Here is a 26,055-nt window from a genome sequence, read left to right as displayed (position 1 = left end):
CGTCGGTGAACGAGGACAGCTGTTCCACTGGCGCGCCCGACGTCTCGCCGTCGGGGATGTACAGGTTGCCGTCGTGGCAGACCCCGGCGTCGCTGACCAGCGTCTCGTCGTCGCCGACGCGCACGCGAACCTTCTCGCAGAGGATGACCGTGGGCCAGACCCAGCGGCCCTCCAGCGCCGTGCGCAGCTTCTCGCCCACCGGCGTCACGCGCTGACCCTCTTCCTCGAGGAAGCGGACGTGGCGCATCACCCAGTGGTCGGCATGTACGCCGATCCAGTCGAACACCAGCCACCCGCGGGCGCGCGCCATCATCCAGCGCGGCGCGTTGTCGTCGCCCACGTCGTCCAGGGCCACCAGCTGCACGGCACCCGACTCGATGGCCTCGCGCGTGGGCGCGGTCGGCACCGGCGTCAGATGGCGACGCTCGCCATGCTCCACCTGCACCGGGTAGCCCGATACCAGGCTGCACAGCTCCGCCGGCAGGGTGCCGAGGTCGTTCAGCAGGTCGAGGTGCCCCCAGCCGCGCATGACGCCGTAGTAGGTGTCGATGAAGTGGCGCGGCGGCAGTTCGGCCTTGGCGATCTCCAGCGTGCGCCGCCAGCAGGCCTTCAGCTCGGTGTCGATGCGCTGGCGCTGCACGTCCTCGTCGATCAGGCGGTCGCGGTCCGGCAGGCGCGCCATGAACTGGCGCGAGTCCAGGTGCACGACGTTCACGTCCTCGCGTGTGGACCAGGCCGGCCGCAGCACGCAGAAACCCTGCAGGAACACCCAGGTGTCGTGGGTGTACCGGCCGTCGCGCGTGCCCGCGAGGTGCACGGCACCGATGGCGCTGGCCTGGGTGGCCACGTTGGCCTCGGCCATGGCGCGCTTGAGCGGCTCACCGTTGAACCACACCGGCACCGGAAACCCGGCGCACAGTTCCTCGACGCGCTGCGCGAGGTCCGGCAGGTCGACGCCGTGCAGCTCGACTCGGGTACCCGACACCGCGTCACCCTCTGTGCACTCCTCGACCTCGACCAGCGCCTTGGCCAGTGCGGCCGCGGTGTCGATGTCGACGCGGCGCCGGCCCGAGGCCACCACGCAGCGCGAGGCGGCGTACAGGCACTTCGAGAACCCGACGCCGAAGGGGCGCTCCTGCGTGCAGGTGTCGGCGTCCCAGCCCGACTCGTGGAAGCTGAGCAGCTTCTGGAAGTCGTCCAGGCCGTGGCCGTCGTCCTGCACGGTCAGGATCTGTGCCTGCGGATCGTGGTCGATCCGGATCAGGCGCGCGCCGGCACGGCGCGCGTTCTGCAGCAGCTCGGACACCAGGGTGAACCGGTTGCTGAAGGCATGGCGCTGGTTGCGCAGCGCGCCTTCTTCGTTGATTCGGACTTGGATCTTCATCGTTGACTCCTTCGGGGGCATCCCGATCGGGGGAAGAACCGGCGGAAGCACCCCTGGCGGGATGCACCCGCCGGGGTGTGTGGGCCGGTCAGCGCGGATCGGTGCCCATCAGGGCGTCGTGCGGACCGGAGGGGTGAACAACTGGCCGGCGGCCTGCGCCTCGACGAGGCTGTGCTCCAGGAACTCCCAGAGCTGCAGGTGCTGGCGACTCAGGACCTCGCCGTGGTGGCCGAGGCGCTCGACCACCGGCCCGGCGGCATGGCCACCGGGTTCGGTGAGCGGCTGCCAGTGGACGCGGTAGACGAGCCGGTCGGCACCGGCGATGACGAAAGTGCGGCCGGACCGACCGGTCAGCACTTCGCTCTCCTTGACGAGGTACTCGATGTCCTCGGGCGCCTGCACGGACAGCAGGCGCACGCGGCCGGGAACCAGGCGTGCATCGGTGTGCATGGCGGCTCCCCTCAGTGCCTAGTCAGCCGCATGGGCTGGTCCGACGCAGCGTCCGGGACGCAGGGTGCCTCCGGAGGGATGCCCTCGATGGGGCGGCCCACCGGCGTGTGCCCGGTGGGTCCCACTTCCGGGAGGGTGTCGTCGCCTTCGAGCGGCAGGATGCAGTCGGCGCCGACCTGCTGCCGGACTTGCTCCATCAGCAGGGCGTCTTCGTAGTCCATGCGCCCGGTGGTGCCGTAGGCGATGACGATCGCCAGCAGGCAGAGGGCTTCCTTGAACGTGAGCATGGTGACTTCCTTCGAACGGATGGGCGCGTGCCGCCGCGGCCTGACCGGATCGGTCGGCGCGGCCCGAGGCACGGCGCCCGGGGTGGGCGTGATCACGCGAACAGGTCGCCCTGCACGGACATCTGCTTGAGCTGCTCGTTGATCCACTGGGGATTGCGTGTCAGACGGGCCTCGACCCATTCGGGGTGGGTCGCCACGGCCTCGCGCACCCAGTCGGGGTAGCGGGCCAGCGTCGCGTGCAGCCAGGGCCGCAGCCCATGGCGGATGCGCTCGCGAACCTCCTCGGCGTCGACGAGTCCGCAGTACGGGATCGGCGACAGCGGGCTGCAGCCGACCACGCGCAGGCAGTTCACGAACGAGAACGGCAGGCCGTCCTTCTCGCGTTCGGTGAACACCCAGCGCAGGGTGTCGAGCTTCTCCTCCAGCGGCGTGGCCGGGTCGGCCAGGTGCCGGATCTCCTGCAGCAGGCGCCAGTGCAGCAGCACGATGTCGTCCTCGCTCCACTCGTCCACCCACTCCTCGCGGGTGCTGCCCGGTGCGCCGGTGGCGCTGTCTGCGCCGGCATCGTCCTGGAGATCCAGGCCGGCCGGGATGTCGAACGAGGCGTCGATGACGAACGGGGTCGTCGTCGAGCCGAGTCGGGCTCGGTTTGCGTCGACGCTTGCCGTGTGTGGCGAGCCGACAGGGGCGCCGGCCTGACGGCAGACGTTGGTGCTGTGCATCGTGGACTCCTTGCATGCGAAGGGAGCCCACGTGCACCCCGTGGCGGGGGCGCGGGCCCCCATGCGGGTGACGGTTGGGTGATGTGGCCCCGTCCGCCTTGCGGGCTGGGCCTGGAACTCCAGGGCTGACAGGGTTCAGTGGCGCGCGCGAGCGCGGTGATCGGTGTCAGCGTCCGATCGGGGGGACATCGGCGGGAACAGGACGAGCCCGGGAGGCAAGGGCGCGGTCGGTGCGGCGCTCGAGCAGATGCGCTCGGCACCTGGTCGCGGCCCTTGCCTCGAAGGCCCGGCCTGAGGCGAATGCCCCGGCGTGCCTGATCGCTTGCGCGGTCCTCGGCACGGCGATGCACAGGGGCACCCGACGGAGCGACACCGCAACAAGTGTCCCCCATCGGTGGGGCGTGCATCACCGCGATTCGATCGTCCCCACGGGTGCCTGTGCGACCTGCACGGGAACCCACGCGGGGGATCAGTTCAGGAAATCTCCAAGGCTTGCCGAGTCTGGATGCAGGGCCAGCTGCTGCATGGCGCAAAGGTAGGGCGCCGGTTCCGCCTGGTCAATGGGCCGACGGCTGTCGCTACGCAACTGATCGCGAAATCGCCCCGAGGTGCCGGGGCTTTCGTGTGGCAAAGGGTCGTGCACGTTTGGAAGATGCCATCGACCCCGTTGTCAGCACAAGGAGCCGCGGGCATGGCCAATGTCGAGATCGTGAAGGTGGACCAGGGCGGCGCCAACGCCCGCATCCTGGCCCGCGAAGCCAAGGTCGACTTCCGTCGCGTCGAGGCGGCCAGCCTCAAGATCGCCACGCGGTTCAGCAGTGCCGAGGGCAAGCGCATGTTCGTGCGCATGTTCAACACCCTGCAGCTGAACATGCACTTCATCTCGGTCATCGCCCGCACCCGGCTCGACCACGAGGACATCGGCCGGATCGAGACGGCGTTGCGCGGCAGGATCGATGCCGCCACCACCAGCCTGAACGAGGCCATCGACGGCGCCGAGGCGCTGTTCAAGGCCCACGGCATCACCAGCCTGGCGTCCTACGACACGGTGCCGCTGGACGTGGACGTGCGCGTGCTGTCGTCGATCAGCCGCCGATTCCTGGAGGTGCTGGTCAAGCTCGACCAGCTGATGCCGCTGCTGCAGACGCTAGAGATCCACGAGGTGGTGTCGGCGCAGGCGGTGGACACGCAGCGTGCGGGGCTCAAGCGCCAGGTGCGCGACATCGCCAACGGCGCGCGCAGCTTTGCGACCGGCCTGCGGCGGCGCATGAACGCGCTCGATGCGCGTGCCGTTTCGCCCGACGATGCCGAAGGTCCTGACGACGCGCACGGTGCCGCCATCGGCGAAGTCGTCGATTCGACGACCAGGGCACCGGACGGACCCGCAGATCCCTCACCGTTAGCGGGCCGCGACGTGGAGCTGCTGCCTGCGCCGGCGTCAGTCGCTGCGGTGACGGAGTAGGCGGTGGAACTGCACGCCATCCCATGTCTCTCCCAAGCGGCGGCGCCCACCGACGCTTGCGCGGGCAATCGGCGCGGGCGTGTTGCCCGTGAGCGGTGCGGACGCTACCGTGTGTCCAGGCCGTGGGCTGCCCGAAGAGGCATATCGGCGCCACCGTAGCGCCGATCACCCGTTCAACGGGCGAATCGCCCCGGGCCTCCACCCGCATCGGGTGGCGTCGCAGTCGATACCTGCCTCGTCCAACGTCGGCACGCTGCCTCCGGCGTGCCGGCCAGTTCCGGCGGACCCGCCGCGCCCGGCTCGGCGACCGAACGCACCCGGTGCCGGACTCGGCCCTCCGCGGCATCGAACGCGCGGACCCGCACCGCATGGCGGCCGGCATGCACCCCCAAGGGGGTGGCGATCGAATCACACCGAAGGGGGCCCTCGGCAGGGGCCCTCTTCGGAAGGCATCTTCATCCACCGCGCGAACGGAACGCCCGCGGTGGTCCAGGAGTCGAGCGTTCCCGGGCGGCTGGCGCGCTTCCTGACCGAGCGCCGTCGTCGCAGAGCAGGTCATGACCTTTGCCGGCTGCATGCCGATGAGAGGCCGATCATGCCCCGCGTTCCTGTTCCTGCTGCCCCGTCGGCGGGTTCCCCGGCCGCAGCGTCCGGCGCTGCGCTGCCGGACACCGGCTTCCTGCGCCAGCCGCAGGTGCTGTCCTTCGTCCCCATCTCCAAGTCCACCCTATGGCGACGCGTGCAGGCGCGCACCTTCCCGGAGCCGGTGAAGCTGTCCGAGCGCGTGACCGTCTGGCGTGCCGAGGACATCCGCCGCTGGATCGAGCAGCAGGGGGTTGCGTCGTGACCCAGCGACTGAAGTGCTGCACTCTAGCCGCCTGTGATGCGCAACCCCAGGGAAGCAGACCAGCGCCGCGGAAAGAACGCCCCGACCAGCGCATACCGGCCGGGGCAGGAAAGCCGAACCGCTGAATCTGCGGTTCGGCACCTGCTCAGGGAGGAAAAGCAGGGGGCAACGAACCCGGGCGGATCCTACCCGGTCAGCGCACGGACCCGAAGGTGACGAGAAGGCTCTTGTAGTCGATCGCGACTCCTTCGTTCAAACGCATCAGCCAACTTGCTGCGGTGCTGAACCAAGGCGCGAAGACCACGCATCACAGTGCGGACGCTCGTTCCGTTGAGGCCGTGTGCCTAGATGCGGGCAGCCGCAATCAGTTCGGCCAACTTGATGTCCAGGGCGCGTGCAATCTGCGCTGCCAGCACCAGTCCGACGTTCTGCCCGCCGCGCTCGACACTGCTCATGTAGGAGCGGTCGATGCCGGCCTCATGCGCGAGTGCCTCCTGGGACAAACCGAGCGCAAGACGTCGCTGGCGAACGGCAGAACCGAACGCCACCAACTCTGGTGCTTGAGCATATCGAGGGGAAGGACGAGGCACTCAGGCATCGTCGATCCTTGACGTTGATAGCACCACGGACGATCATCCTCAGACTCGCTTCAGACGACTGAGCTGGCCCGTGACTTCTATTGGAACGACCGTTCTCGCGTCCTTGCCGCTTTGCCGGCGGTACCAAGTCCTTTGCGCGAACGTCGCGCAACTGCACGTTCGGTGCTACGGTACGCATGTCCCTCACGACGCCCGATGGATCATCGGGGTGACTGCTCTGGCAGAGCGAGAGATCCTTGGTGCATGGATCAGTCGGGACGCGGTCTCAAATTCATGGAGTCTTGAGCTCCAAGAGTTGAGACGCCGTGGCGTCGAGCGAGTGGAACTTGCTGCGACAGGGGATCTGCGGAGCCTGCGCGAGGGATTGCGAACGTCGTTTCCCGGTGCGACCGCTCTCCCTTCCTTCGCCGAACGTCTTGAGGGATCCTTGTCTCAAGTAGCGGCACGCCATCGGTCGGGCGCGCAGCAATGCCTGACCGAGATTTTGCAAAGCGCGTCGGGCTTGCACGCCAGGGAGTTGCTGGGTGCTGCCGAGTCTGGCCCGTGGGGGGCCAAATACCCAGAGATCCTCGAGGACTGGCGGCTGGCTCTCGAACAAGGGTGGGTGCTCTGGACGCTGCCCCCCGCCCTTCGGAGGGCGGTCCTTTCGGGCGATGGCGCAGCCGCCGCGTTGAATCGAAGCTTGCGCAAGGCGGTTGCCCGGCATGGATGCTTCGCCGACGTGGACGAGGCCCACGCGTTCGTCGTCGCGGCGCTGGCGCGCGCCGAACGGCGGCTTCAGGCCTCACGTGCCAACGCGGTAACCGAACATAACCACCATCGTGAGGGCTTCCGGCCTAGGATGGACGCCCTCGGCGTCTGAGGTGTCTGCCCTCCCTGTTCGCGGGTATTCAGATGGTCAAGAACTGGCAAGGCGTATTCTCCCGGGTCAGATCGGCTCTGATGCGCCGCGGCCGGACGGAGCACGAAGCCGACGATCTGGTTCAGGAAGCATGGATCCGGCTCGAGTGCTACCGGCGTGAACAGCCAGTCGACGAGCCCGAGGCCTTCCTGATGCGAGCCGCGCTCAACCTGTCGATCGACGCGCACCGCGCCCGCATCACCCGTGGCGAGGAGGTGATGCTGGAGGATGTCGTCCTTGTCGACACGCAGCCGAGCGCCGAGGCCGTGCTGCTGTCGCGGGAGCGTCTGCAGCGGCTGAGTGTTTGCCTGGGTCGACTCAACGACAGGACCCGTGCGATCTTCCTGGCGCACCGGGTCGACGGCATGAGCTACCAGCAGATCGCCAGGGAACACGGGCTGAGCGTCAGCTCGGTCGAGAAGCACATTGCCAAGGCGACGATGCTGGTCACCAGCTGGATGGAAGGTTGGTAGCCGTGCTGCAGACGCGCGCCGCCGCACGCGTGACGCCCGAGATCGCGGCCGAGGCGGCGGTATGGGTGACCCGTCTGCACGGCCCCCAGCGGTGCCGGCAGATGGAGGAGGAGTGCCTGGCCTGGCAGCAGCGTTCGCCGGCGCATCAGGAGGCTTTCGAGCGCTGCACCGATACCTGGGAAGGGGTTCAGCGCGTCACGGTCGCGAACGCGTTTGCGGCGTCGACAGCGAAGGGCCGGCGCGATGGCGGCGGATCCTGGTCCGGCGCATCGGTGCGATGGCGGGCTGCCGGCGTGCTGGCGGCCGTCTTGATGGTCGGCGCGGTCGGCTATCAGCAATGGCGTGACCGCGGGATCTACGCCACCGGCGTTGGAGAGCAGCAGCTGGTCGTGCTCGACGACGGGACCCGGATGACGCTCAACACCGCCACCAAGGTACGTGTCGATCTGGAAGCCAGTCGGCGGACGGTGTCGATACGGAACGGCGAGGCCCTGTTCGAGGTCGCCAAGGATCCAGCGCGACCGTTCGTCGTGCGCGTGGGTGGCAGCGAGGTGGTTGCGATCGGTACCGTGTTCTCTGTTCGCTTCACGAGCCAGGACCGGGGGGCGAAGGAAGCGTTGTCGGTGACGCTGCTCGAAGGGCAGGTCGCCCTTCAGGCGGCATCCGGGGAGCGCGGACTCGCGCCGGAGGAGGCGGTGCGGATGGTGGCCGGTGAGCGGGTCCGTCTCTCGGGGGGCGGCACTGGTGTGCAGCGGTCCGCCCGGGCCGAGGTGGACCGACCCAACGTCGCGCAGCTCGTCGCCTGGAAGAGAAGCGAAGCGGTGTTCGACGGCGTGTCGCTGCCCGATGCGGTGGCGGAAATGAACCGCTACAGCCGAACGCCCATCGTCCTGCTCGATCCTTCAGGCCTTGCGAAGCTGCAGGTCAGCGGTATCTATCGCACCGGGGACACGGCGGGATTCGCCAATGCGGTCGCGGCCTTGCACGGGCTTGACGTGCGGGAGCACGCCGGACGTTTGGAGTTGTCCAAACCTCAGTAGGGCAAGCACTGTCGGGCCCGATCTGGACTTTCTCGTCATCTTGTTGTCACCCAACAAGCAATGAGAGAAGGTCACGAGATGCGACATGGAGCGCCTGCAGCGGTAGTGGTTCGAGCGAGGTGCCTGCTCGTGGGCACGATGGCTTTGCTGGGATGGGGGCAGCCCGGCGGGGCGATGGCGGCCGAGCCGCCGCCCGCCCTCCACGCGATCGAACAGCCTGCGCAGCCCGTCGCGGAGACGCTGCGCTCCATCGCGCGGCAGACGGGTGCCTCGGTGCTGTTCGACCCGGGTGCCGTCAATGGCCGGATGTCGCGCGCGGTCTCGGGACGCATGTCCGCTGCAGAGGCCATCTCCCGTGCACTGGGCGGGTCCGGGCTGGCGGTGGATGTGATGAAGGACGGCGCCATCGTCGTCAAGCCCGTCACGCCGGCGGCACCCACAGGGGGCGGTGCGCCTGCTCCTGTTGCGCCGAGGTCGGTATCGATCAGCGCCGCCTCGATCGGCGACGCTGATCGGATGCCGGTGCAACTGGCCCAGGGTCAGGCTGTGCCGATGGCGGGTCGCGAGCAGCCTGCGCCGGCGACCGAGGGCACGCAGCAGGCCGAACTCCAGAAGATCGAGGTCACGGGCTCGAGGCTCAGGCGGATCGCGGCCGAGGGTCCGGTTCCGGTGAACACGTACGGGCGCGAAGACATCGAGAAGAGCGGCCAGCCGACGCTGGAGCGGTTCCTCAGCAGCCTCAGCGAGGTGTCGATGGCAGCGGGCGAGGGTTCGTTCGGCGCGACAGCGGGCCAGGGGACGGTTCAGCTCCGCGGACTGCCGCTGGGGTCGACGCTCACCCTGATCAACGGCCGCCGCGTGCAGGCCGTGGGCTCTTCCTCGGGCAACTATTTCAACCTCAACCTGATCCCGCTGTCGGCGGTCGAGCGCGTCGAGGTCCTGCCGGTCGGCTCGTCGGCGGTCTACGGTGGCGATGCGCTGGCCGGTGTGGTCAACGTGATCCTGAAGAAGTCCATCGACGGCATGGCGCTGGATGCGCGGCTGGGATCGGCCAAGGGCATCGGCGATGGCAGCGTGTCGCTGGCGGGTGGCGGCAGCAGCGAGAGCGGCTCGTTTCTGCTGCTGGGCTCCTACTCGAAGCGGTCGCCGCTGACGATGGCCGAGCGGGCGTTCTTTCGTGACGCCGACTACCGGCGCTACGGGGGCACCGATCAGCGGACGCGGACCTGTGCACCGGGGACCGTCAGCAGCGCGAGCGGCGCCAACCTGCCCGGGCTGGGTTCGAGCTTTGCCGGCATTCCGTCCGTTCCTGCCGGCCAGACCCTCACGGTGGCGGACTTCACCGCGACGGCGGGCGTGGCCAACCTCTGCAGCGGCCAGGCCACGGGCAATGGCTACACGCTGGTGCATGGCCTGGAGACCCTAGCCCTGCATGCGAGTGGCGAGCGCTATCTTTCCGGTGCCTGGTCGGTCTTCGGTGAGCTGACGCGTACCGAGGACCGTCTTCGCTCCGACGAGGCCGCCCTGACGTTGAACAACGTGCTGGTGCCGGCCAGCAACCGCTACAACCCCTTCGGCGTGGACGTCCGCCTGACGGGCGCGCTCGGGTCCGAGAACGGCCTTCAGACTATCGACCGCCGCACCAGCTTCACGAGGGCCTTGCTGGGGGTGCGCGGCGATCTGGGCGCCGGCTGGGACTTCGAGGCCACCGGCTCGAGCTCGCGGGACAGCGGCACGAGCCGGACCTCGGGCGTGACGGCCAACGCGGCTGCACGCACGGCGGCGCTGGCAAGTGCCAATGCCGAAGCCGCGCTGAATCCGTTTGCGGCCGGGCGAGCGGCCAGCGACGAGGTGCTGCGGGCCATCTGGCCGGAGAGCCTGCGTACCAGCCACGGCAAGCGTGATCAGCTGAGCGGCTTCGTGCGCGGTCCGCTGCTGGCCCTGCCGGCGGGGCCGCTGGAGGCCATCGCCGGCGTCGAGACCGGGCGGGACAGCTACGACAGCAGCATTCCGGGATCGTTCGCCATCGCGGGCGAGAGGACCCAGCGGGCCGTCTACGCCGAGCTGCGCGCGCCGCTGCTGCGATCGTCACCTCCGGCGGGCCGGGGCTGGGACCTGGCCGCGCTGACGCTGGCAGCACGCCGCGACTCCTACAGCGACTTCGGCTCCGCCGCGACCTACCAGGCCGGGCTCGAGGTGCGGCCGGCGCCAACGCTGCTGTTGCGCGCCTCTGCGGCGACTTCGTTCAAGCCGCCGACCCTGCTGCAGACAAACGTCCCGGATCAGAGCTTTCCGACGGAGGCCTTCGGGCTGGTGGACCCGGCGCGCGGCAACGAACCCGTCGTCGGTGGCGAGGTTGTCCGCTCGACCAACCCGGCGCTGGGGCCGGAGCGCGGCAAGGCCTACGCGCTGGGCGCTGTCTGGGAACCGGACGGGATGCTGGGCACGAGATTCGGCCTGACCGGATGGAAGGTCCGCATCAATGACCTCATCGGCCTGGCCTTTCCCCAGGTGCTGGTGAACAACGAGGGGCTGTTTCCCGGCGTCGTCACCCGCGGGCCTGCGTCAGGTGGCAGTCCGGGCCCGATCACGCGTGTGCTCTGGGGCGAGGTGAACTACGGGGCCGTGGACACATCCGGGGTCGATCTCGAGGCTTCGCATGCCTGGAAGGCGATGGGCGGCACCTGGACGGCGGCTGCCGCCGTGACACGTGCGCGCAAGTACCAGGTCGTGCTTTCACCGTCGGTGCCGGCGGAGGATCGTCTGGGCCGTCGCTTCTACGACTTCTGGTCCCCGGCGTGGAAGGGTCGGCTGTCGCTGGGCTACGGCCAGGAGAGCTGGAGCCTTGGCCTGACCAGCCGATTCGTCGGCGCCTACAAGGACAGCGGTACCAGCAACCGCGGCCTCGGCAACACGTGGACGCACGACCTGAGCGCCAGCCTGGACCTGGTCAAGTTCGGCCTGGTGTCGCGGGCGATGGTGAAGGGCGCCACGTTGTCGGCCGGCATCGTCAACGTGACGGATCGCCAGCCCGAGTTCGTCGAGACGTCACCGTTCTACGACCCCACACAGGCGGATTGGCGGGGACGCTATGCCAGCGTCCGCGTGTCCGTGACCTGGTAGCGCGCCAGCGCTGCGCACCCACCATCGATCAGTTCCGGTGCCGCCAGGAGGTGGCGGCGGTCACGCCCTGCCTCGCCTGCGGCCCGAGTGGCCCCACCTTCAAAGGTACTTCCTCCATGTCCTTGCCGCTTTCATGTGGTTCGCTGCTCCGCTTCCTATCGGCCCTGAGTGACCGCATGCGATGGAGCAACCGGTGGCTGCTGTTCGGGCTCGTTGCCGCCACCCCGATCCCGGTTGCTGCCGGTCCCGGGCCAACGGTCAAGGAAGTCGTCGAGTTCACGCGCATCGTTCAACCCCGCGACAGCGACGCGAATGCGCTCCAGACCCAGGTCTCGCCGGACGGGCGGCAGGCCTTCGTCGTCACCCGCACCGCCGACGTCGCCGCAGGACGGAATCTCTTCCGCATCCTGTTGCTGGACCTCGATCCGCACCGCCTGGAGGCGCGGCGCGCCTCCGCGCCGCGGACGCTGCTGACGATCGCCGCCGCAAACGATCCGTCCTACCTCGATCCGGCGATCCAGGATGTACGTTGGGTGGGCCTGGGCACGCTCGTGCTCCGCGGCCGCCTAAACGGCAAGGCGACGCAGGCCTATCGCCTGGACGTCAGGTCAGGCCGTCTCGCGCCACTGACCCGCGAGACCCTGCCCATCGTGTCCTTTGCCGTGTCCGATGACCTCCAGCGCGTCGTCTATGTGGCCCAGATCCCCAAGCCGCCACTCGGTCCCGGCGAGCGCAGTGTCGTGGTCGCCAATCAGTCGTTCTGGTCGGTGAAGTTCGGGCAGAACGACTTGCGCGCCCAGGACCGGCAGTACCGTTACTTCACGACCTCCGGTGACGGCAGGGAGCCGTCACGGCCGATCGGCCCCGTGTTTGCCGAACGCAGCAGTCAGGCTCCCGGCGTGAGCATTTCGCCGGACGGTCGCTGGGCGCTGCTGCCGCGCTACGAACTGGGTCGGCAACTGGCCTGGGCGGCCGAGTATCCACTCGTGGCCGATCTTCTCAAGCGGGCCGGGCCCTCGCTGAGCATCGATCCGATCGGCTACTTCTCGCGCCCCAGGAGCTACGTCGTACGTCTGCTGGTGGCGCACCGCCTGGCCGACGGACACGAGCAGGTCGTGAGCGATGCGCCCGATGACGCCTGGCCAGGCGTCGGACAGACGCGCTCCGACCGGCTGTGGCAGAAGGGCGGGAAGTCCGTCGTGATCGCCGGCACGCATCTGCCGCTGGCTGCGGGACGTGGCAACGGATCGCACATCGTCGAATACTGGCCCGACTCCGGACGCATGGAGGTCATCGCGGGCCTGGATGGCCGTCTCGAGGCTGCGTACTCTGTGCCGGGCCCGCACGATGCCTTCGTGGCCATGGACGGGTCGCGGAGGCGCTGGTTCGAACGCGCGCCCGACGGGCAATGGAAGGAACTCGCCGCAGTTCGCGACGCCGGACCCGCGGTGAGCGGCCAGCCTACATGGGCACTGCATCTCGAGCAGTCCTTGAACCAGCCGCCCGACCTGTGGGCGATCGGATCAGCAGGCCGGCGCATCCGGCTGACGCACCTGAACCCTGCCTATTCGGCGGACACCTGGGGCACGGTCAAGCCGTACGCCTGGCGCGACGGCAAGGGCAGGCAGTGGGACGGAGGGCTGCTGCTTCCCTCGGGCCACGTGCCGGGCACGCGTCTTCCACTTGTCATCCAGACCTACGGCTTCCTGCAGGATCGCTTCTACCTGGACGGCGCGAACATCGCGGATGGCGTCAGCAGCGGCTTTGCCGGCAGGGCCTTTCTCCGAGAGGGATTCCTGGTGCTGGCGCTGCCGGTAGCACCGACGACGGATCGGCCGGTCAACGAGCGCGGCAGGGTCGATGCCTTCGCCGACGGTGTGCAGGGTGCGATCGACTCGCTGGTGGCGAGCGGGCTCGTCGATGTCGACAAGGTCGGGATCATCGGCTGGAGCGCGACCGGCGAACGGGTGCTCAACCTCATCACCTTCACCGACACGCCGATCCGCGCGGCCACCATCCTCGACGGGGATGCGAACACCATGTTCTCGGTGGCCATCACCTACGGCTCGGGTGACAACATGGTGACCCGCAAGGAGGACATCAATGGCGGGCCCGCCTATGGCTCGACTCTGGAGAGCTGGGTGCGCAGCGATCCGGCGTTGCACACCGACTGCGTGCGGTCGGCGCTCCGCATCGAGACCTACGGGCCCGTGGTGCTGAACAACTGGGATGTCTATTCACTGCTGCGTCGACAGTACAAGCCCGCAGAGATGGTTGTCATTCCTGGTGGCTCGCATTCCTTGTCGCATCCCGGCGAGCGCATGATCTCGCTGCAGGGCAATGTCGACTGGTATCGCTTCTGGCTCCAGGACGCGGAACGGCGCGAGCCGGTGCTGGTCGGCGAAACCGCCGAGTCTCTGCAGAACCAGTACACGCGCTGGCGCCAGATGGCCGAGCTGCGCCGGGCCGATGAACTCAGACCGCGCTGCGTTCGTCCGCAGCGCAACTGATACGGAGCCGCAGGCAGACAGCGGTGGATCGTCAGCCATGAAAGCGGCGCCCGGCGCAGTGCGAACCATCGGACAGGCCCTGCGCTTCCCAGAGTCGGGCGTAGACACCGCCGCGCGCAAGCAGGCTGGCATGGTCATCGAACTCCACGACGCAACCGCCCTCCAGGACCACGATCCGCTGTGCCAGCCGGAGGCTGGACAGCCGGTGAGCGACCAGGATCGTGGTGCATGGCGTTTCGGCGTCGAGCAGATCCTGTAGGAGGGCCGCCTCGGCAACGGTGTCGAGCATGGAGGTCGCCTCGTCGAGAAGAAGCAGGCGAGGGCGACGGACCAGCGCACGTGCGATAGCCAGCCGCTGGCGCTCGCCGCCGGACAGCAGGGTGCCCCGGTCGCCGACGCGTGTCTCATAGCCCTCGGGCATCGAACAGATCCTCCGATGCAGCTGGGAACGGCGAGCGGCCGTCTCGATGTCGCTGCGGGTTGCGCCGGGGCAACCGAGCGCGATGTTGGCCGCGATCGTGTCGTCGATCAGCAGGCTGTCCTGGAACACCACGCCGGTCGTCGAGCGCAGCTGGTGCGGCGACATGGCGGCCAGCGGCACGTCGTCCAGCAGCAGGTCGCCGGCCTGAGGTTCGACCAGGCGCAACACAAGGCGGACGAGCGACGACTTGCCGCTGCCGCTGGCCCCGACCACACCGGTCAGGCTGCCCGGTCGTATGTCCAGGTCGATGTTCGTCAGCACCGGGCGTGACGCGTCGTATCCGAAGCGCACGCCACGAAGGTGGATCGCGGGCGCCGTGGGCGGCATCGCCGCGGATGCCGGCGATCCTGAAGGCTCGGGCGAGGCCGACGATCCGGTCCCTGAGGCCCTGGACGTGAGCTGCCCGGGCCACGTCGTGCCGGACGCGCTGTCGGTGCCCGTCATCTGAAGCAGCGGGCGCATGAACCCCAGCGCCTGGGCCATGTCCCGCATGGCCAGGCCGACGCTCTCCAGGGGGCGCAGGATCTGGAGCAGGTAGACGTTGATCAGCACGAAGTCGCCGCTGGTGATCGACCTGATCTCGAGGCCACGCAGCGCCAAGGCCTGCAGCACAGTCGCGCAGACCGCGATGCAGGTCGCATTGGCGATGCCGAGGCGAGCATGCTCGCTTTGGAGGGCACGCCAACAGCGTTCGAGGCGGCCGAGGGTCATATCGAGCCTCCGGCGGACAGCGTGCTCGGCGCCCAGGCCGATGACATTCTCCGGATGCGAGAGGCCTTCGGTCATCGCTCCGCGAACGGCCTGTGAAGACTCCGCGATGGCGCGAGCGCGTCCGGCGGTGCGCGGGGCAGCGGCGGCCTGCAGGCTCAGGTAGGCGAGAGTGCAGCCGCCGAAGGCCGCGACGATTTCCGGCTGGCCAATTTGGATCAGCACGCCAACCATGGTGCACAGTTCGACGGCGACCGGGACCATGCTGCCCGTCAGGTGCGCCATCAGGATCCGGCAGCCTGCCGCGGCCTGGTCGAGTGCGTGCACGGCCGCGCCTGGAGGCTGCTTGAGCTGGCTCGTCAAGGGCAGGCCGAGAAGTCGATCGAAGCCGCGACCGGTCAGGTTGGCGCACAGCCGCTGTTCGGCCACGCCGGCGGGCAGCGGGCGCAGCGCGGAAAGCAGGCGCGCGCCGGCCAACGCCGCGATGTAGCCGCCCACAAGGAGCAGCACGCTCCGTGAGTCACTAGCTGGCGACACGGGGGCGCCTTGAGCGATGGACACCTCGTCGATCAGAACCTTGAGGGCAAGTGGTGCGAGGCCGGCGAGCAGGCCACCGGCTGCGACGAGGACGAGTGCGAGCAGAAGGTGGGTCCTGACAACGCCGTCGGTGCATGAATGCAGCAGACGCAAGGTCGCCTGCAGATCGTGCTGCCCGGATTTCGGCCGATCCACGCTAGGCTGCGGCTGTGGCATGGGCTGCCGAACGCCAGCGCTGCAGCCAGGCTTCGACGGCGATGTGACCGTGGATCTCGGTCACGTGCACCATCGCAGCCTGCGGCCGGCCCGACAGTGCGGCTTCGACCCTCCGGCGGTCAAGGAGTCCGCGGGCCACCAGTTCGCCTTCGAGCAGCAATTCGCGCGCCAGCGGGAGGTTATGGGTCAGCACGTTCTTCAGGTGCTGGTCGATGCTGCCCTTGGACCTCCGCGTGACGATCTCGGGCGGCAGCTCGGTAGCGAAGGCCCGGCGCGCCAGGGCCCGTCCGCTTCCTCCATGAGTAAGGAGATAGGTCGGCAGTCGCAGGCAGAGCTCGATCAGGGGCTGCGACAGGAAGGGATTGACCACGTCCGGCGCGCGCTCGCGCTCATAGGGATCGTAGTAGGCGATCGGGTGCAGGAGCATCCGGAGGTGGTTCAGCTTGCCGACCGGCAGTCCCGTCGCCTCCCGGAGCAGCGGGTGCTGATAGTGGTCCAGGGGTTCGACGCTTGCGGCATCGCCACTGACCAGTGCCAGCGGCCAGGGGAGGATGTCGCCGGGTGCGCGCAGACCCAAGCGGCTCCGCAGTGCCAGTCCTGCGGTCCGCCAGACGGAGAGGTTTGCAAGTCGGGCCGCATCCATCATGGCCCGCAGCGTGCCTCGACCGAGGCCGTGCCGGCACACGAAGTCGGCCGCTGGCCACCAGGTCCGCAGTTCGAAGAAGAGCTGGTCACCGCCGGCCCCTGTGAACAACGAAGGCGCGCGGTATTGCTGGCTCAGCTCGGCGTCACGAACGGACGCCGCCATGCGGCCGACGTAGGTGGCGGGGGAGGGCGTCAGCGCAACCCGCAGGACCCGCTCGAGGCGGAAGGCGTCGTCGCGCTCGCACTCGATGAGTTCCAGGCCCGCCCGCCTGGCCGCGAGGCGCGCGTAGCGCCTTTCGTCGGTGTCGGCGCCGGTCGAGTAGTAGTTCACGCACAGAATCTCGGCCGCCTTGAACTCGCCCTTCAGACAGCTGGCGAGGATCGACGAATCGACGCCACCGGAGAGGCGAAGCAGGATTCGCACCTGCCCCTCGGCCCACGAGCGCGCGCAATAGCGGACCGTGGCTCGCAGCAGAGGCGCCAGGCGTGCCGGATCGTCTTCGTGCACGTTCCTCGCAAAACCCAGGGCATCCCACAGCATCTCGCTGTGCGTACCGGCACGGCGCAAATGAAGCAACTCGCCGGGAAGCACCCGCTCGATGCCTTCGAGCACGGTCTGCCGGTTGCCGAGTTCCCCGAGTCGCATGTGGGCGGCCAGCCGTTCCCATGCAATGGGCGGCACCACGAGTCCCGGCAGCGCGATCAGGTCCTCGAGCCACGAGAAGACGATACGCACGCCGTCGTGCTCGAGCCTGAAGCAGGGCAGCGTTCCCGTCGGATCCCGGAGGATGACAGTCTCCTCGCCCTCATTCCTGGACAGGAAGGCCACATACCGGCCCCACCAGTCCGTGATCAGTGCACGCCCCTCGTGCTGCAGCAGGCGGTCGCCGTCCTCGCGCCGCAGCGGGCCCGGTGCCATGCGGGACTCTCCGCTTTCCTGCCGGCGGAACAGCCTTCCCAGGATCAGGCCCTGGCCGCGGGGAAGTTCGTAGACGCCATTGCCTCCGGTGCCCGCTCCGGTGACGAACACCCGCAGCCCGGTGATTCGCAGAGCGCATTGCCATGATGCCGCGCTCTCGAGGCCTTGCGCTAGTCGACCGGCGGCCAGGCGCTGCAGGTCCTGCGTGTCGTCCCAGATCAGCGCGACGTAACGGAACACCTCGGAGTCTCCGCACGGCGGTCAGGCGACCAGGATGGGGGTGTAGCGGCGCACGTTCTCGTGAAGGTCGCTCAGCACGAGATCGCCCGTCTGCACCCAGGCATGTGCCCGAAACGGTTGGGTGGCGACGCCGATCACCCAGTTCGGATACCACCGTTCGGCTGCGAGGAACTCCAGCAAGGTCAGCGAGTCCTGCAGGCAGCGGTCGTGCGCGGTGAACATCAGGGGACGGAGGCGTAGGTACGCCGCCACTGCGCCGCCCAACGGCAGGTGGTTGACCCGACAGGTCGTGACAGCTCGGACCCGGCGGGCTGCTACGCAGTTGGAGATCGAGAGCAGCGAGCATAGGCGCAGGCGCGCAGTCGCCGAGGCGTAGCTTCGAAGGAAGCGGAGTATTCGGCTCGCGCCTACGGGGGCGGTGCCAACCAGGGGCTCGGCGTTGAGCGTCTGCGCGGCCTCCGGCAGTACCGTGCTGGCACTCGAGGGCGCAGCGCCCCTCGCGATCAGACCTTGGCGCATCAGCGGCGCGGCGAGCGCCTCGGTGTTGGTTTGCGACGCGGTCCCGACATGGGGGCAGTTGTCGTGGCCCGGCCAACCGCTGACGACAGGCGCGAGGGTTGCGGCCAATGGGCCGCCGACCCCCAAGTAGCGGCTGCGCTGGAGGTCCAACAGGACGACCTGCCCATCGTGAGCGCACGCACGGACATGGGCAGCTATGTGCAGGTCGTGCTTGAAGTGGGGTGTGCTCGGCATGGCGGGCGTCGTTGAAACCTGGGAGGCGCCCGGTGCGTCAATCCTGTGCCTTGGCAAGGGCTGCGCACCGGGCTTCCGGCATCAGCCGGGGCGGGCTACACGCGGCCCGGCAGCGACTGGTTCTCCTCGCTGCCCGGCTGCAGGATGCCCTTGGTCTGCTCCTTGGCATCGCCCAGGTCGACGAGTTCCAGTTCCGTTGCTTCGTTCATGACGAACTCCTTCAGGTTGGGTTGAGATCGAGAAAGCCCTTGGCAGTGGCCTCGGGCAGCTTCACGGTAAATGCGTTGCAAGCGCCACGGCAACTGCTGACGCAGATGCCATGAAGCGTTCGGCGGCCGAGACCTTGTCCACCGGGGAGCGTTGAACAGGGCGGGTGGTCGCTTGACAGGGGCCGATCACGTCGCGCTGCGACGGTGCCAACGTTCGGTCGTGACGGGTTCCCCAGGGCGGCGAGTCGAGCGTGGACCGAACGAAAGACATGCTGTTGGAGTTATGCCGATGAGGTTCTTCGGTCCTGGAACGTCAATGAGTCATGGACCCCCCGGCTGCCTCCCATCCCGGCGCTGCAGGCTGGCACATCTGCTGGCAGGCTGCGCCGGGGCGCGACCTGCTGGCAGGGGATTCGCTGGTCGAGCGCATCCGCGCCCGCCTGATCGCTGCGCATCGGAAGCAGGGACGCGTGCTGCTCGACTATCTGCTCATGCCGACCGAGATTCACGTGGTCGCAACGCTGGCGCAAGACGACTCGCCGGGTGACGTCGCCCGCACGGTCGCCAACATCGTCGCGCGGTGGGTCCGGGAACTCCAGGCCGTGCGAGGCCCCGTCTTTGCCGGCCGCTATCGCGCACATCGTCTCGAGTCCGATGCGGAGCTTCGTTCCGATGTGCGCATGCTCGCCTGGCGACCGGTGGCGTTGGGAGTGTGCCTCGCGCCTTCCCACTATCCCCACTCGGCACTGCGGACCACGCTGGGGCTGCGACGAGCGATGGGCTTCGATGCGAGGCCCTTGCTGGAGCTGTTCGGAGACTCGGTGCCGGCCGCGCGGTCGGCGCTGCGCAAATGGCTGGCCCGTCGGCCCTCTGCGACAGAGATGCGGCAGTGGGAGTTGTCGCGCGGGCTGGCGCTTGCGGTGGGTACGGTCGGCCCGCTGCCGCGAATGGCGCGTGAAGTGAGGGGTGCGGCGGCGATGCTGGTTGCGGCAGCCGGGTCGGAAGGCATAGATGGAGCGCTTCACCTTCTGGAGCGATGGGTGCTTGCTCGCCTGGGCGTGCGTGGCGGCGTCCGTCTTTCCGAGATGTCGGGCACGACTGGTGCCCGTGGGCGCGCGCTCGTCGGCTGCCTTGCCGTCGACATCGCCCTGTGCCCCGCTGCGTCGGTGGCGCGCTATTTCGATCGGGCAAAGGCGACGCTCAGCGAGCAGATGACAGCTTGCCGGAAGCGGCCTCCCGATCAAGTGATCCTGAAGACACCGATGAGCCGGGTTGCTGACGAGGCCGCTGCGCTGGCGGCGAGGACAAGGTGAACCCGCGTCCTGCACACCTAGGATGGGTACTCAATGAGCAAGGGCTCGGGACTGGCTCATTTGTAAATCACAGCCTCCGGCTCGGGCCGAGTAAGTGCGCTTCGATGGCAACACGGGAGAACAGCGATGGAGCAACAGGTCGAACCGGCACTGCATCGCCAGCTGGACATCCAGCTTCTGCGCGAGGTGATCGACGGCGATCCCTACGCGACCGTGGCGCAGCGATGGGGGCTGTCGCGGTCGGCCGTCGACCGGCGCATCAAGGGGCTGGCGGTCCAGCTCACGCAGGCGGTGGGCGTCGATGGCCTGCAGGAGAGCGGCGCCGCCTTCGTGAAGCGCCTGCGCATGCACCGCGAAGCGATCCTGCAGGCGCTGGAGCACTTCGACCCTGCACAGGTGAGCTCCCAACGAGAAGCCCGCGTGCTCAAGCTCGACGAGGTCGAGCTCGGGGCGCGCCGCGTGCGCAGCCGATCCACGCGGCCCCTGCACGACCTGGCGCTCTACTACCTGCCCTTCGCGACCGGCCTGCGCCCGCTGGAAGTCGCGCGCCTGACGGTGGGCGACTACCTGCTGGAGGACGGAGGTGTGCGGCGAGAGTCGAGTGTGCGGGCCGATGTCGCGATCAACGGCAGGGACCGGCCGCTGTTCTTCAGCCACCGTCGCCTGGACGAAGCGCTCGGCGCCTACCTCGACGAGCGGCTCCGTGCCGGCCACGGTCTTGGCGCCGCCGAGCACTGGCGCGGCCTGGATCCGCACGGCCCGCTGTTCCTGGGCGCGGAGGGCGAGGTCTATCCGATCACGCCGAACGGCGGCGAGGGCCAGAACCGCTACGTCTGCCGTCCCCTGCTGGAGATCTACCGCAAGATCTTCCGCCAGGCCGACATACCAGGTCTGTGTACGCAGTCCGCACGGCTGACCCTGATGTCACGGATGTACGAGCGGGGCGCCGACGAGGACCAGGTCGGGCTGGTGCTGGGCATCGCCGATCGAAGTGCCGTGCGCCAGCAGCTGCCGAGGCCGCGACCCGAGCTGGCCAAGGTGCTCGAGGAGCTGGCATGACACGGCACGCCCGCTGAAGGGCTGCAACGGCGATGGAGTCGGGGGTGGACGGACAGCGCTTTGCGATCGGTGGGCGCGTGGTCGACGCCGACGACCCGCAGCTGCAGGACCTGCTGGCCCAGGCCTACGAGGCGCCGGGCCGGCCGCGCTGCCTGTGCGTGGCAGGCGGCGTCGAGATGTACGTCGCCTTCCATCGCCACTTCCAGATCAAGCGCATGCCCGAGACCGGGGATCGGCACCACCCCGCCTGCCCGAGCTACGAGCCGGGGCCTGCGATGTCGGGCCTGGGCGAACTGGTCGGCGAGGCCGTTGTCCAGCTGGATCCGGCGCGGGTGGAACTGCACGTGGACTTCCCGTGGGCGCGGGTGCCCGGGCGGCCTGGGGTGAGCCGCGAGCCTGCCGAGCCGTCGGAGGTCGGTCGCACCCGTCGCCGGATGAGCCTGCGGGCGCTGATGCACTTCCTGTTCGAGCGGGCCGGTTTCAACCGCTGGTCGCCGGCCATGGCCGGCAAGCGAAACCAGGCGGTGCTTCACAAGTACCTGATGCAGGCCGCCGAGGCGATCCAGGTGAAGAGCGAGCCGCTGTCGCAGCGGCTGTACGTGCCGGAAGCCTTCAGCGAGACCGCGAAGGCCGAGCAGGCCGAACGGCGCCGTGCCCGGCTGTCGGTGCTGCAGCCGCATGACGGGCGGCAGCCGCTTGCGGTGGTGCTGGGCGAGTTCAAGGGCTGTGAGTCGGCACCCGCGGGCGCGCGCATCTGGATCCGCCACATGCCGGACGCACCTTTGCTGGCCGACGCGCGGACCTGGGCGCGGGTGCAGCGCGGCTTCGCGCCGCTCTTCGAGGCGCTCGACTCGGACGGAGGGCGCGGGTTGCGCCTCATGCTGGCGGCGCTGATCCGGGCGCGCCGGGAGCACACGTACGAGATCGACCTCGCCAGCCTGATGCTGACCAGCGAGGAGTGGATTCCGCTGGAGGGTGTGCACGAGGCGCCGCTGGTCCGTGCGCTGGTGACGCAGGGACGGCGGTTCGTGAAGCCGCTGCGGTACGACGCGCGGACGGTGGCCGGGTTCGCGAATGCCATCCTGCTGGACGTGGGCGCGGAGCCGGTCGACCTCCATGTCGTCAGCGGCTTCATGGGTGAGGCCGAACAGGGTGCCAAGCGAAGGGCATTCGAGAACGCCCGGCCGAGGTCCTGGCTCTGGTCGCCTGGCGAGGCCATGCCGGTCCTGCCTGACCCGTCGACGAGGCTCACCGCTGGAGCGGCGGCATGCAGGCCGCGTGCAGGCCCGACAACCGTCCTACCGAACCCCGCAGGCCGGGATCCTGACTGACGATCACGATCACGTTGGCCAGCATCAGCGAGAGCAGGTTGCGGTTCTGCAGCACGGACGTCAGCTTTGCTGCCGGGTAGCCACGCAGGGCGTGGACGACCAGGTGGACACCGCCGTGCACGAACGAGTGCATCACCTTGACGGTGCCATGCAGTCGCTTCAGTTCGGTGGCCGCCGGGCCGGCGACCGCGCCGATGGCATCGATCATGGCAGGGATCGGTGGCCCCATCTGGGGTTCCGAGAGTTCGCCGTCCGGCACCGGCGCGGAGAACTTGTCCAGCCAGTCCTCCTTGGCGGCGTGAAGCACCCAGGCGGCACGGACAACCGCCTCGAACTGCAGGCGGATCAGGCTGAGTGCGGTTCCCGTCAGGCCGGCTTCGATCAGGACCCGCTGCGCGATTGCATGCTCGATCGCCGAACGACAGAAGGCCAGGCAGATGGTCGAGCGTCGGGACGAAGTGTTCCAGCCGGCTCGAAGCAGTGCTAGCAGACCATCGTCGAAGGCCTCGGAGGCGGCGAGTACCCGCCGCAGTTCCTCGTCGTCCTTGTCTGCGCTGTCTTCTGGGCTGGAGGGCGACTCGGCTTGCATGGAAGGGGCGGGTTCGGGAGATGCGACTGCACGGGACCATGGCGTGCGGACCGCGTCGCATCATGGCATCCGGATGGCACCCGGGGTTGAAAGCACGGGCCGAGGCGGGACGATCGTTCGTCGGAATCCCCCGACGCCCACCGAGGAACGCCGATGGCCTCTTCACCGTCCCCCGATTCCCGGCCCGCCGTCGTGCTGCACGGCGGGCCCACCGCTCTGCCGACCCTGCTCGGTGGCGGAGCGCCCCGCCTGCCCACGGGCGGCAAGATCCGCGCGGGCATCAAGGTCCTGACCCGCCGGGCCGCCGAGGTGCCGCGTGCGCAGGCGATCTACGAACAGGGCCTGAACCAGGGCCAGTCGTTCGACCAGATCGAGCGCGCGCTGGTCGAGGCCTGCCCGGAGCTCAAGAGCCCGCTCGTTCCGCGCAACGTGCCGTGGTTCACCGTACGCGCCAAGGACTTCCCGAACCCCGAGCTGGCGACGCAGATCCTCGACCTCCATGGCGAGGACCGCGGCGAGGGGCGGCGCCTCTACCGCTTCCCGGTGGTGTTCCCGACCGATCGCTGGCAGAGCGTGATGCCGCACGAACTGGCAACCTGGGGTGCGCAGGACAAGCGCTTCTGGTCCGAGTACTCGCCCGACGGACGATGGCGCCACTGCATGACGCACGCGCCGGTGCCGGTGGACGCGACGGGGCGCCGCAGGGTGCGGCTGTTCGGCGGCCGCAAGGTGATCCCGCGCGAGGACAACGGCGGCCTGTGCCAGCCGGAGTCCTGCCCAGAGTACCAGCAGCGGCAGTGCAACCTCACCGGACGCTTCCTGTTCTTCATCCCCGGCATCCGCTCGATCAGCGCCTTCGAACTGCACACGCGCAGCTTCTACGCGATGAATGCGGCGATCCGCACCTTCGAGACCGTGGCGTTCCTGCGGGGTGGCCGGCTCGCCGGGTTCCTGGACCGCCAGGGCACGCCGTTCTACCTGACCAAGCGGCTGATGGAGGTGGCGCACATCGATGACCATGGACGGCCTGTCCGGGTGCCGCAGTGGATCATCGAACTGGAAGCGCCGGTCGACGTGGCGACGCTCATGCGGGAGCAGGACGATCAGGACACCGTGCTCCTGCAGGCCGATGTTGCCGCCCGCGCGCTCCAGGGGCACCGGGACAACGCTTCCTTGACGCCAGGGAAGGGGCCCGAGTTTGTCGACGAACCTGTGGCTGCGAGCGATCCCACGGCAGACGGCATGCCGCCCACGCTGGAGCATGTGCTCGGGCGGCTGATCGCGATGGGCGTGCCTGCTCAGACCTGGATGAGCTATGCGGCCACGCGCTGGGGTCCTGGGTGGAAGCTCAATCCGCAGGGGCGGGCGCGGGCCTTCGGCGAGCTGGAGCGCTTCCGGAACGATCCGAAGGGCTACGCGGACAAGGTCAACGCCGAACTGCAGCAGGTGGCATCGTGAGCGCGCCGGAACGACCGCCAGGCGGAACCGGTGCGCACCGTGCGAAGGTGCCGTGCATCCCGGATGGGCATCCGCAAGCGCACGGTTCGCACCGTCAGGCGCATCGCCTGCGGGTGGCGCATCTCTCGGACCTGCACTACGGGCCGCGCCACCTGGAGGAGGCCGATCGCTGCTTCTCGGCGGCCGTGGACCGCGTCATCGAACTCGCCGTCGATGTGGCCGTGATCTCCGGGGATGCCACCGATCACGCACTGGACCTGCATGCGCCCGCGGCATTGCGGCTGCTGGCACAGGTGCGGCGGCTGGCCGACCATTGCCCGGTGCTGATGCTCCAGGGCACGTGGTCGCACGAGCCGCCCGGCACGCTGTCCGTGTTCAGGATGCTGGGAAGCCGCCATCGGGTCTTCGTCGCGGACCGGATCGGTCAGGTGGCGTTGATGGGCAGCGCATCGTCCCGGGACCTGTCGGCGACCGCTGCGTTTGCCGCCGATCTTTGGCTCGTGTCCGAAGGCCCGCGATTCGCAGAGGTGCCGCCTGGCGCCAGGGCGCTGTTCACCTGCATTCCCGCGATCAACAAGGCGGCCGTCGCCGCATCGGTTGGCGGGGCCGCTGCCGCTGAGGCCCAGGGCGAGCATCTGGCCCGGCTGCTGCAGGGATACGCCGGCATCCACGGCCTGGCCCGGGCTGCCGGCGTGCCGACGCTCGCGGTGTCGCATGGAACGGTCTTTGGTTGCGTGACCGAGCACGGCGTGCCGATGGCCGGGTTCGACCACGAGTTCACCACCGGGGCGCTGTTCAGCACCGGCGCGCAGGCCACCCTGCTCGGCCACATCCATCGGCACCAGGCCTGGACGCAAGGGGAGGGCGAGCGGCGCCAGTGCATTGCCTACGCCGGGTCGATCGGTCGCTTCCACCACGGTGAGCAGGGCGACAAGGGGTTCCTGCTGTGGGAACTCGGACCGGACGGGGTGGACTGTCGCCTTGAGCCAACCCCTGCGAGACGGACGCTAAATATCGTGTTCGAGGGCCGGCCCGATCTGGACCAGTTGCGAGAGGCGGCGAGCGCGCAGGAACTGGCCGGCGTCAGCGTGCGGGTCCGATGGACGGTGGCCGACGAGGACCGGCACGAGGTGGACCGCGGTGCCATCGAGCGAGCCCTGTCCGGCGCGGCCGATGTCCAGCTCGAAGGGCGGATCGTGCGCGTGGTGCGCACCCGCGCGCCCGGCATCTCGCAGCTCGTCAGTCTGGCCGACAAGGTCAGGGCCTGGGCCACGGCGACGAACGTCCACGCACCGCCGCTGCTGCAGTGCCTGGAACGGGTGACGACGACCGAGCCCGAGGACATCGTCGCGGAGGCCCTGGCGGTCCCCGATGCCGGCGCCAAGGCACAGGGCGGCCTTGACCCGGCCGAGAAGGGTCCGAGACTGGACCTCTTCGAGGCGGCCTGAAACGGCGCCTGAACAGCGCTCGAAGGGCGCCCAGGCTGCTTCACTGCCCACCACACCCATCGCGCCGCCCAGCGGCACCGGAGGCATGCCATGCAACCTCTCTCACTCAGGCTCCGGGGCTTCCGGGGTATCCGCGACGGCCTCGGGCTGGACGAGCTGACCCTCGATCTGGAGCGGCTGGCCGATGGCGCCGCGCTGGTCGCCATCGCAGGCGCCAACGGCCGCGGCAAGTCCACGGTGATGGACAACCTGCATCCCTTATGTTGAATTCGCTGCGTCAACAATCGTCCAACACGCGGCGTTTCACTTGTTTCACTGCCTCTGCAGGGTGGTTATCAACGGGCACGACAA

Annotated in this window: 23 protein-coding genes; 13 read left to right on the top strand and 10 right to left on the bottom strand. The window is 68.9% G+C overall.

Translation table 11 applies throughout. From position 1 onward, the window contains the following. The 4 genes from HQN59_RS24775 to HQN59_RS24760 all read right to left on the bottom strand — a co-directional run. On the bottom strand, nt 1-1,384 hold a 1,384-nt coding region (locus HQN59_RS24775; protein ID WP_176071820.1), incomplete at its 3' end, for an ATP-binding protein. Between the two features lie 108 nt (nt 1,385-1,492). Next, nucleotides 1,493-1,834, bottom strand: coding sequence for a hypothetical protein (locus HQN59_RS24770; protein WP_176071819.1), 342 nt, complete (start codon nt 1,832-1,834; stop codon nt 1,493-1,495). 11 nt (nt 1,835-1,845) lie between these two features. Further along, entirely contained in the window at nt 1,846-2,121 is a 276-nt protein-coding gene (locus HQN59_RS24765; RefSeq protein ID WP_176071818.1) for a hypothetical protein, read from the bottom strand. Nucleotides 2,122-2,213: 92 nt separating this feature from the next. Then, nucleotides 2,214-2,843, bottom strand: a complete 630-nt coding sequence (locus HQN59_RS24760; protein WP_246295152.1) for a hypothetical protein — start codon at nt 2,841-2,843, stop codon at nt 2,214-2,216. 505 nt (nt 2,844-3,348) lie between these two features. Between HQN59_RS24760 and HQN59_RS25860 the strand changes: the two genes are divergently transcribed. Continuing rightward, nucleotides 3,349-4,305 carry an AcaB family transcriptional regulator gene (locus HQN59_RS25860; RefSeq protein WP_217704307.1) on the top strand — a complete coding sequence of 319 codons (957 nt, stop codon included), beginning with the start codon at nt 3,349-3,351 and terminating at the stop codon, nt 4,303-4,305. Nucleotides 4,306-4,900: 595 nt separating this feature from the next. Beyond that, a complete protein-coding gene (locus HQN59_RS24750) occupies nt 4,901-5,152 on the top strand; it encodes a helix-turn-helix transcriptional regulator (RefSeq protein ID WP_217704306.1) in 252 nt (83 codons plus the stop codon). A 344-nt stretch (nt 5,153-5,496) separates the two neighbouring features. On the opposite strand, the gene HQN59_RS24745 is transcribed toward HQN59_RS24750, so the two are convergent. Then, nucleotides 5,497-5,700: a helix-turn-helix transcriptional regulator gene (locus HQN59_RS24745; RefSeq protein WP_342451312.1), complete on the bottom strand. Its 204-nt coding sequence runs from the start codon at nt 5,698-5,700 to the stop codon at nt 5,497-5,499. Nucleotides 5,701-5,821: 121 nt separating this feature from the next. Between HQN59_RS24745 and HQN59_RS24740 the strand changes: the two genes are divergently transcribed. The 5 genes from HQN59_RS24740 to HQN59_RS24720 all read left to right on the top strand — a co-directional run bounded on the left by HQN59_RS24740 (nt 5,822) and on the right by HQN59_RS24720 (nt 13,798). After that, nucleotides 5,822-6,613 (top strand): transposase, encoded by a 792-nt coding sequence (locus tag HQN59_RS24740; RefSeq protein ID WP_176071816.1) that lies wholly within the window; start codon nt 5,822-5,824, stop codon nt 6,611-6,613. A gap of 32 nt (nt 6,614-6,645) precedes the next feature. Beyond that, nucleotides 6,646-7,125 (top strand): RNA polymerase sigma factor, encoded by a 480-nt coding sequence (locus tag HQN59_RS24735; RefSeq protein WP_176071815.1) that lies wholly within the window; start codon nt 6,646-6,648, stop codon nt 7,123-7,125. Nucleotides 7,126-7,127: 2 nt separating this feature from the next. Further along, nucleotides 7,128-8,165: a FecR family protein gene (locus HQN59_RS24730; protein ID WP_342451311.1), complete on the top strand. Its 1,038-nt coding sequence runs from the start codon at nt 7,128-7,130 to the stop codon at nt 8,163-8,165. A gap of 138 nt (nt 8,166-8,303) precedes the next feature. Further along, nucleotides 8,304-11,288, top strand: coding sequence for a TonB-dependent receptor (locus HQN59_RS24725; protein WP_246295155.1), 2,985 nt, complete (start codon nt 8,304-8,306; stop codon nt 11,286-11,288). A 176-nt stretch (nt 11,289-11,464) separates the two neighbouring features. Next, on the top strand, nt 11,465-13,798 hold the full coding sequence (locus tag HQN59_RS24720; RefSeq protein ID WP_176071814.1) for an alpha/beta hydrolase family protein: 2,334 nt from the start codon (nt 11,465-11,467) through the stop codon (nt 13,796-13,798). 31 nt (nt 13,799-13,829) lie between these two features. On the opposite strand, the gene HQN59_RS24715 is transcribed toward HQN59_RS24720, so the two are convergent. The 4 genes from HQN59_RS24715 to HQN59_RS24700 form a co-directional block, all read right to left on the bottom strand. After that, nucleotides 13,830-15,719, bottom strand: a complete 1,890-nt coding sequence (locus tag HQN59_RS24715; RefSeq protein WP_176071813.1) for an ATP-binding cassette domain-containing protein — start codon at nt 15,717-15,719, stop codon at nt 13,830-13,832. A 1-nt stretch (nt 15,720) separates the two neighbouring features. Further along, a complete protein-coding gene (locus HQN59_RS24710) occupies nt 15,721-17,544 on the bottom strand; it encodes an asparagine synthase-related protein (protein ID WP_176071812.1) in 1,824 nt (607 codons plus the stop codon). 21 nt (nt 17,545-17,565) lie between these two features. Beyond that, the gene (locus HQN59_RS24705; protein ID WP_217704305.1) at nt 17,566-18,297 is read right to left on the bottom strand and encodes a lasso peptide biosynthesis B2 protein; all 732 of its coding nucleotides are present in this window, start codon (nt 18,295-18,297) and stop codon (nt 17,566-17,568) included. Between the two features lie 95 nt (nt 18,298-18,392). Then, nucleotides 18,393-18,506, bottom strand: coding sequence for a rubrivinodin family lasso peptide (locus HQN59_RS24700; RefSeq protein ID WP_176071811.1), 114 nt, complete (start codon nt 18,504-18,506; stop codon nt 18,393-18,395). Between the two features lie 323 nt (nt 18,507-18,829). Between HQN59_RS24700 and HQN59_RS24695 the strand changes: the two genes are divergently transcribed. The 3 genes from HQN59_RS24695 to HQN59_RS24685 all read left to right on the top strand — a co-directional run bounded on the left by HQN59_RS24695 (nt 18,830) and on the right by HQN59_RS24685 (nt 22,209). Continuing rightward, complete coding sequence (locus HQN59_RS24695; RefSeq protein WP_176071810.1) at nt 18,830-19,819, top strand: hypothetical protein; 990 nt, start codon at nt 18,830-18,832, stop codon at nt 19,817-19,819. 126 nt (nt 19,820-19,945) lie between these two features. Then, nucleotides 19,946-20,878 (top strand): site-specific integrase, encoded by a 933-nt coding sequence (locus tag HQN59_RS24690; protein WP_176071809.1) that lies wholly within the window; start codon nt 19,946-19,948, stop codon nt 20,876-20,878. 44 nt (nt 20,879-20,922) lie between these two features. Continuing rightward, entirely contained in the window at nt 20,923-22,209 is a 1,287-nt protein-coding gene (locus tag HQN59_RS24685) for a DUF1173 family protein (RefSeq protein WP_342451310.1), read from the top strand. Here HQN59_RS24685 and HQN59_RS24680 read toward each other — a convergent pair. After that, nucleotides 22,127-22,798, bottom strand: a complete 672-nt coding sequence (locus HQN59_RS24680; protein ID WP_176071807.1) for a DUF6988 family protein — start codon at nt 22,796-22,798, stop codon at nt 22,127-22,129. The genes HQN59_RS24685 and HQN59_RS24680 overlap by 83 nt on opposite strands. A gap of 153 nt (nt 22,799-22,951) precedes the next feature. Between HQN59_RS24680 and HQN59_RS24675 the strand changes: the two genes are divergently transcribed. The 3 genes from HQN59_RS24675 to HQN59_RS24665 all read left to right on the top strand — a co-directional run bounded on the left by HQN59_RS24675 (nt 22,952) and on the right by HQN59_RS24665 (nt 25,971). Continuing rightward, the gene (locus HQN59_RS24675) at nt 22,952-24,256 is read left to right on the top strand and encodes a recombination directionality factor (protein ID WP_176071806.1); all 1,305 of its coding nucleotides are present in this window, start codon (nt 22,952-22,954) and stop codon (nt 24,254-24,256) included. After that, a complete protein-coding gene (locus HQN59_RS24670) occupies nt 24,253-25,704 on the top strand; it encodes a metallophosphatase family protein (RefSeq protein WP_176071805.1) in 1,452 nt (483 codons plus the stop codon). Before HQN59_RS24675 ends, HQN59_RS24670 begins: the two co-directional genes overlap by 4 nt. Before the next feature lie 90 nt (nt 25,705-25,794). Beyond that, entirely contained in the window at nt 25,795-25,971 is a 177-nt protein-coding gene (locus HQN59_RS24665) for a hypothetical protein (RefSeq protein ID WP_157548541.1), read from the top strand. Nucleotides 25,972-26,055 lie beyond the last annotated feature (84 nt).

Source organism: Rhizobacter koreensis, from assembly GCF_013366375.1.
GTDB lineage: Bacteria > Pseudomonadota > Gammaproteobacteria > Burkholderiales > Burkholderiaceae_C > Schlegelella_A > Schlegelella_A koreensis.
The sequence above is the reverse complement of the archived record's forward strand: the minus strand, read 5'-3'. Positions and strand labels throughout refer to the sequence as shown.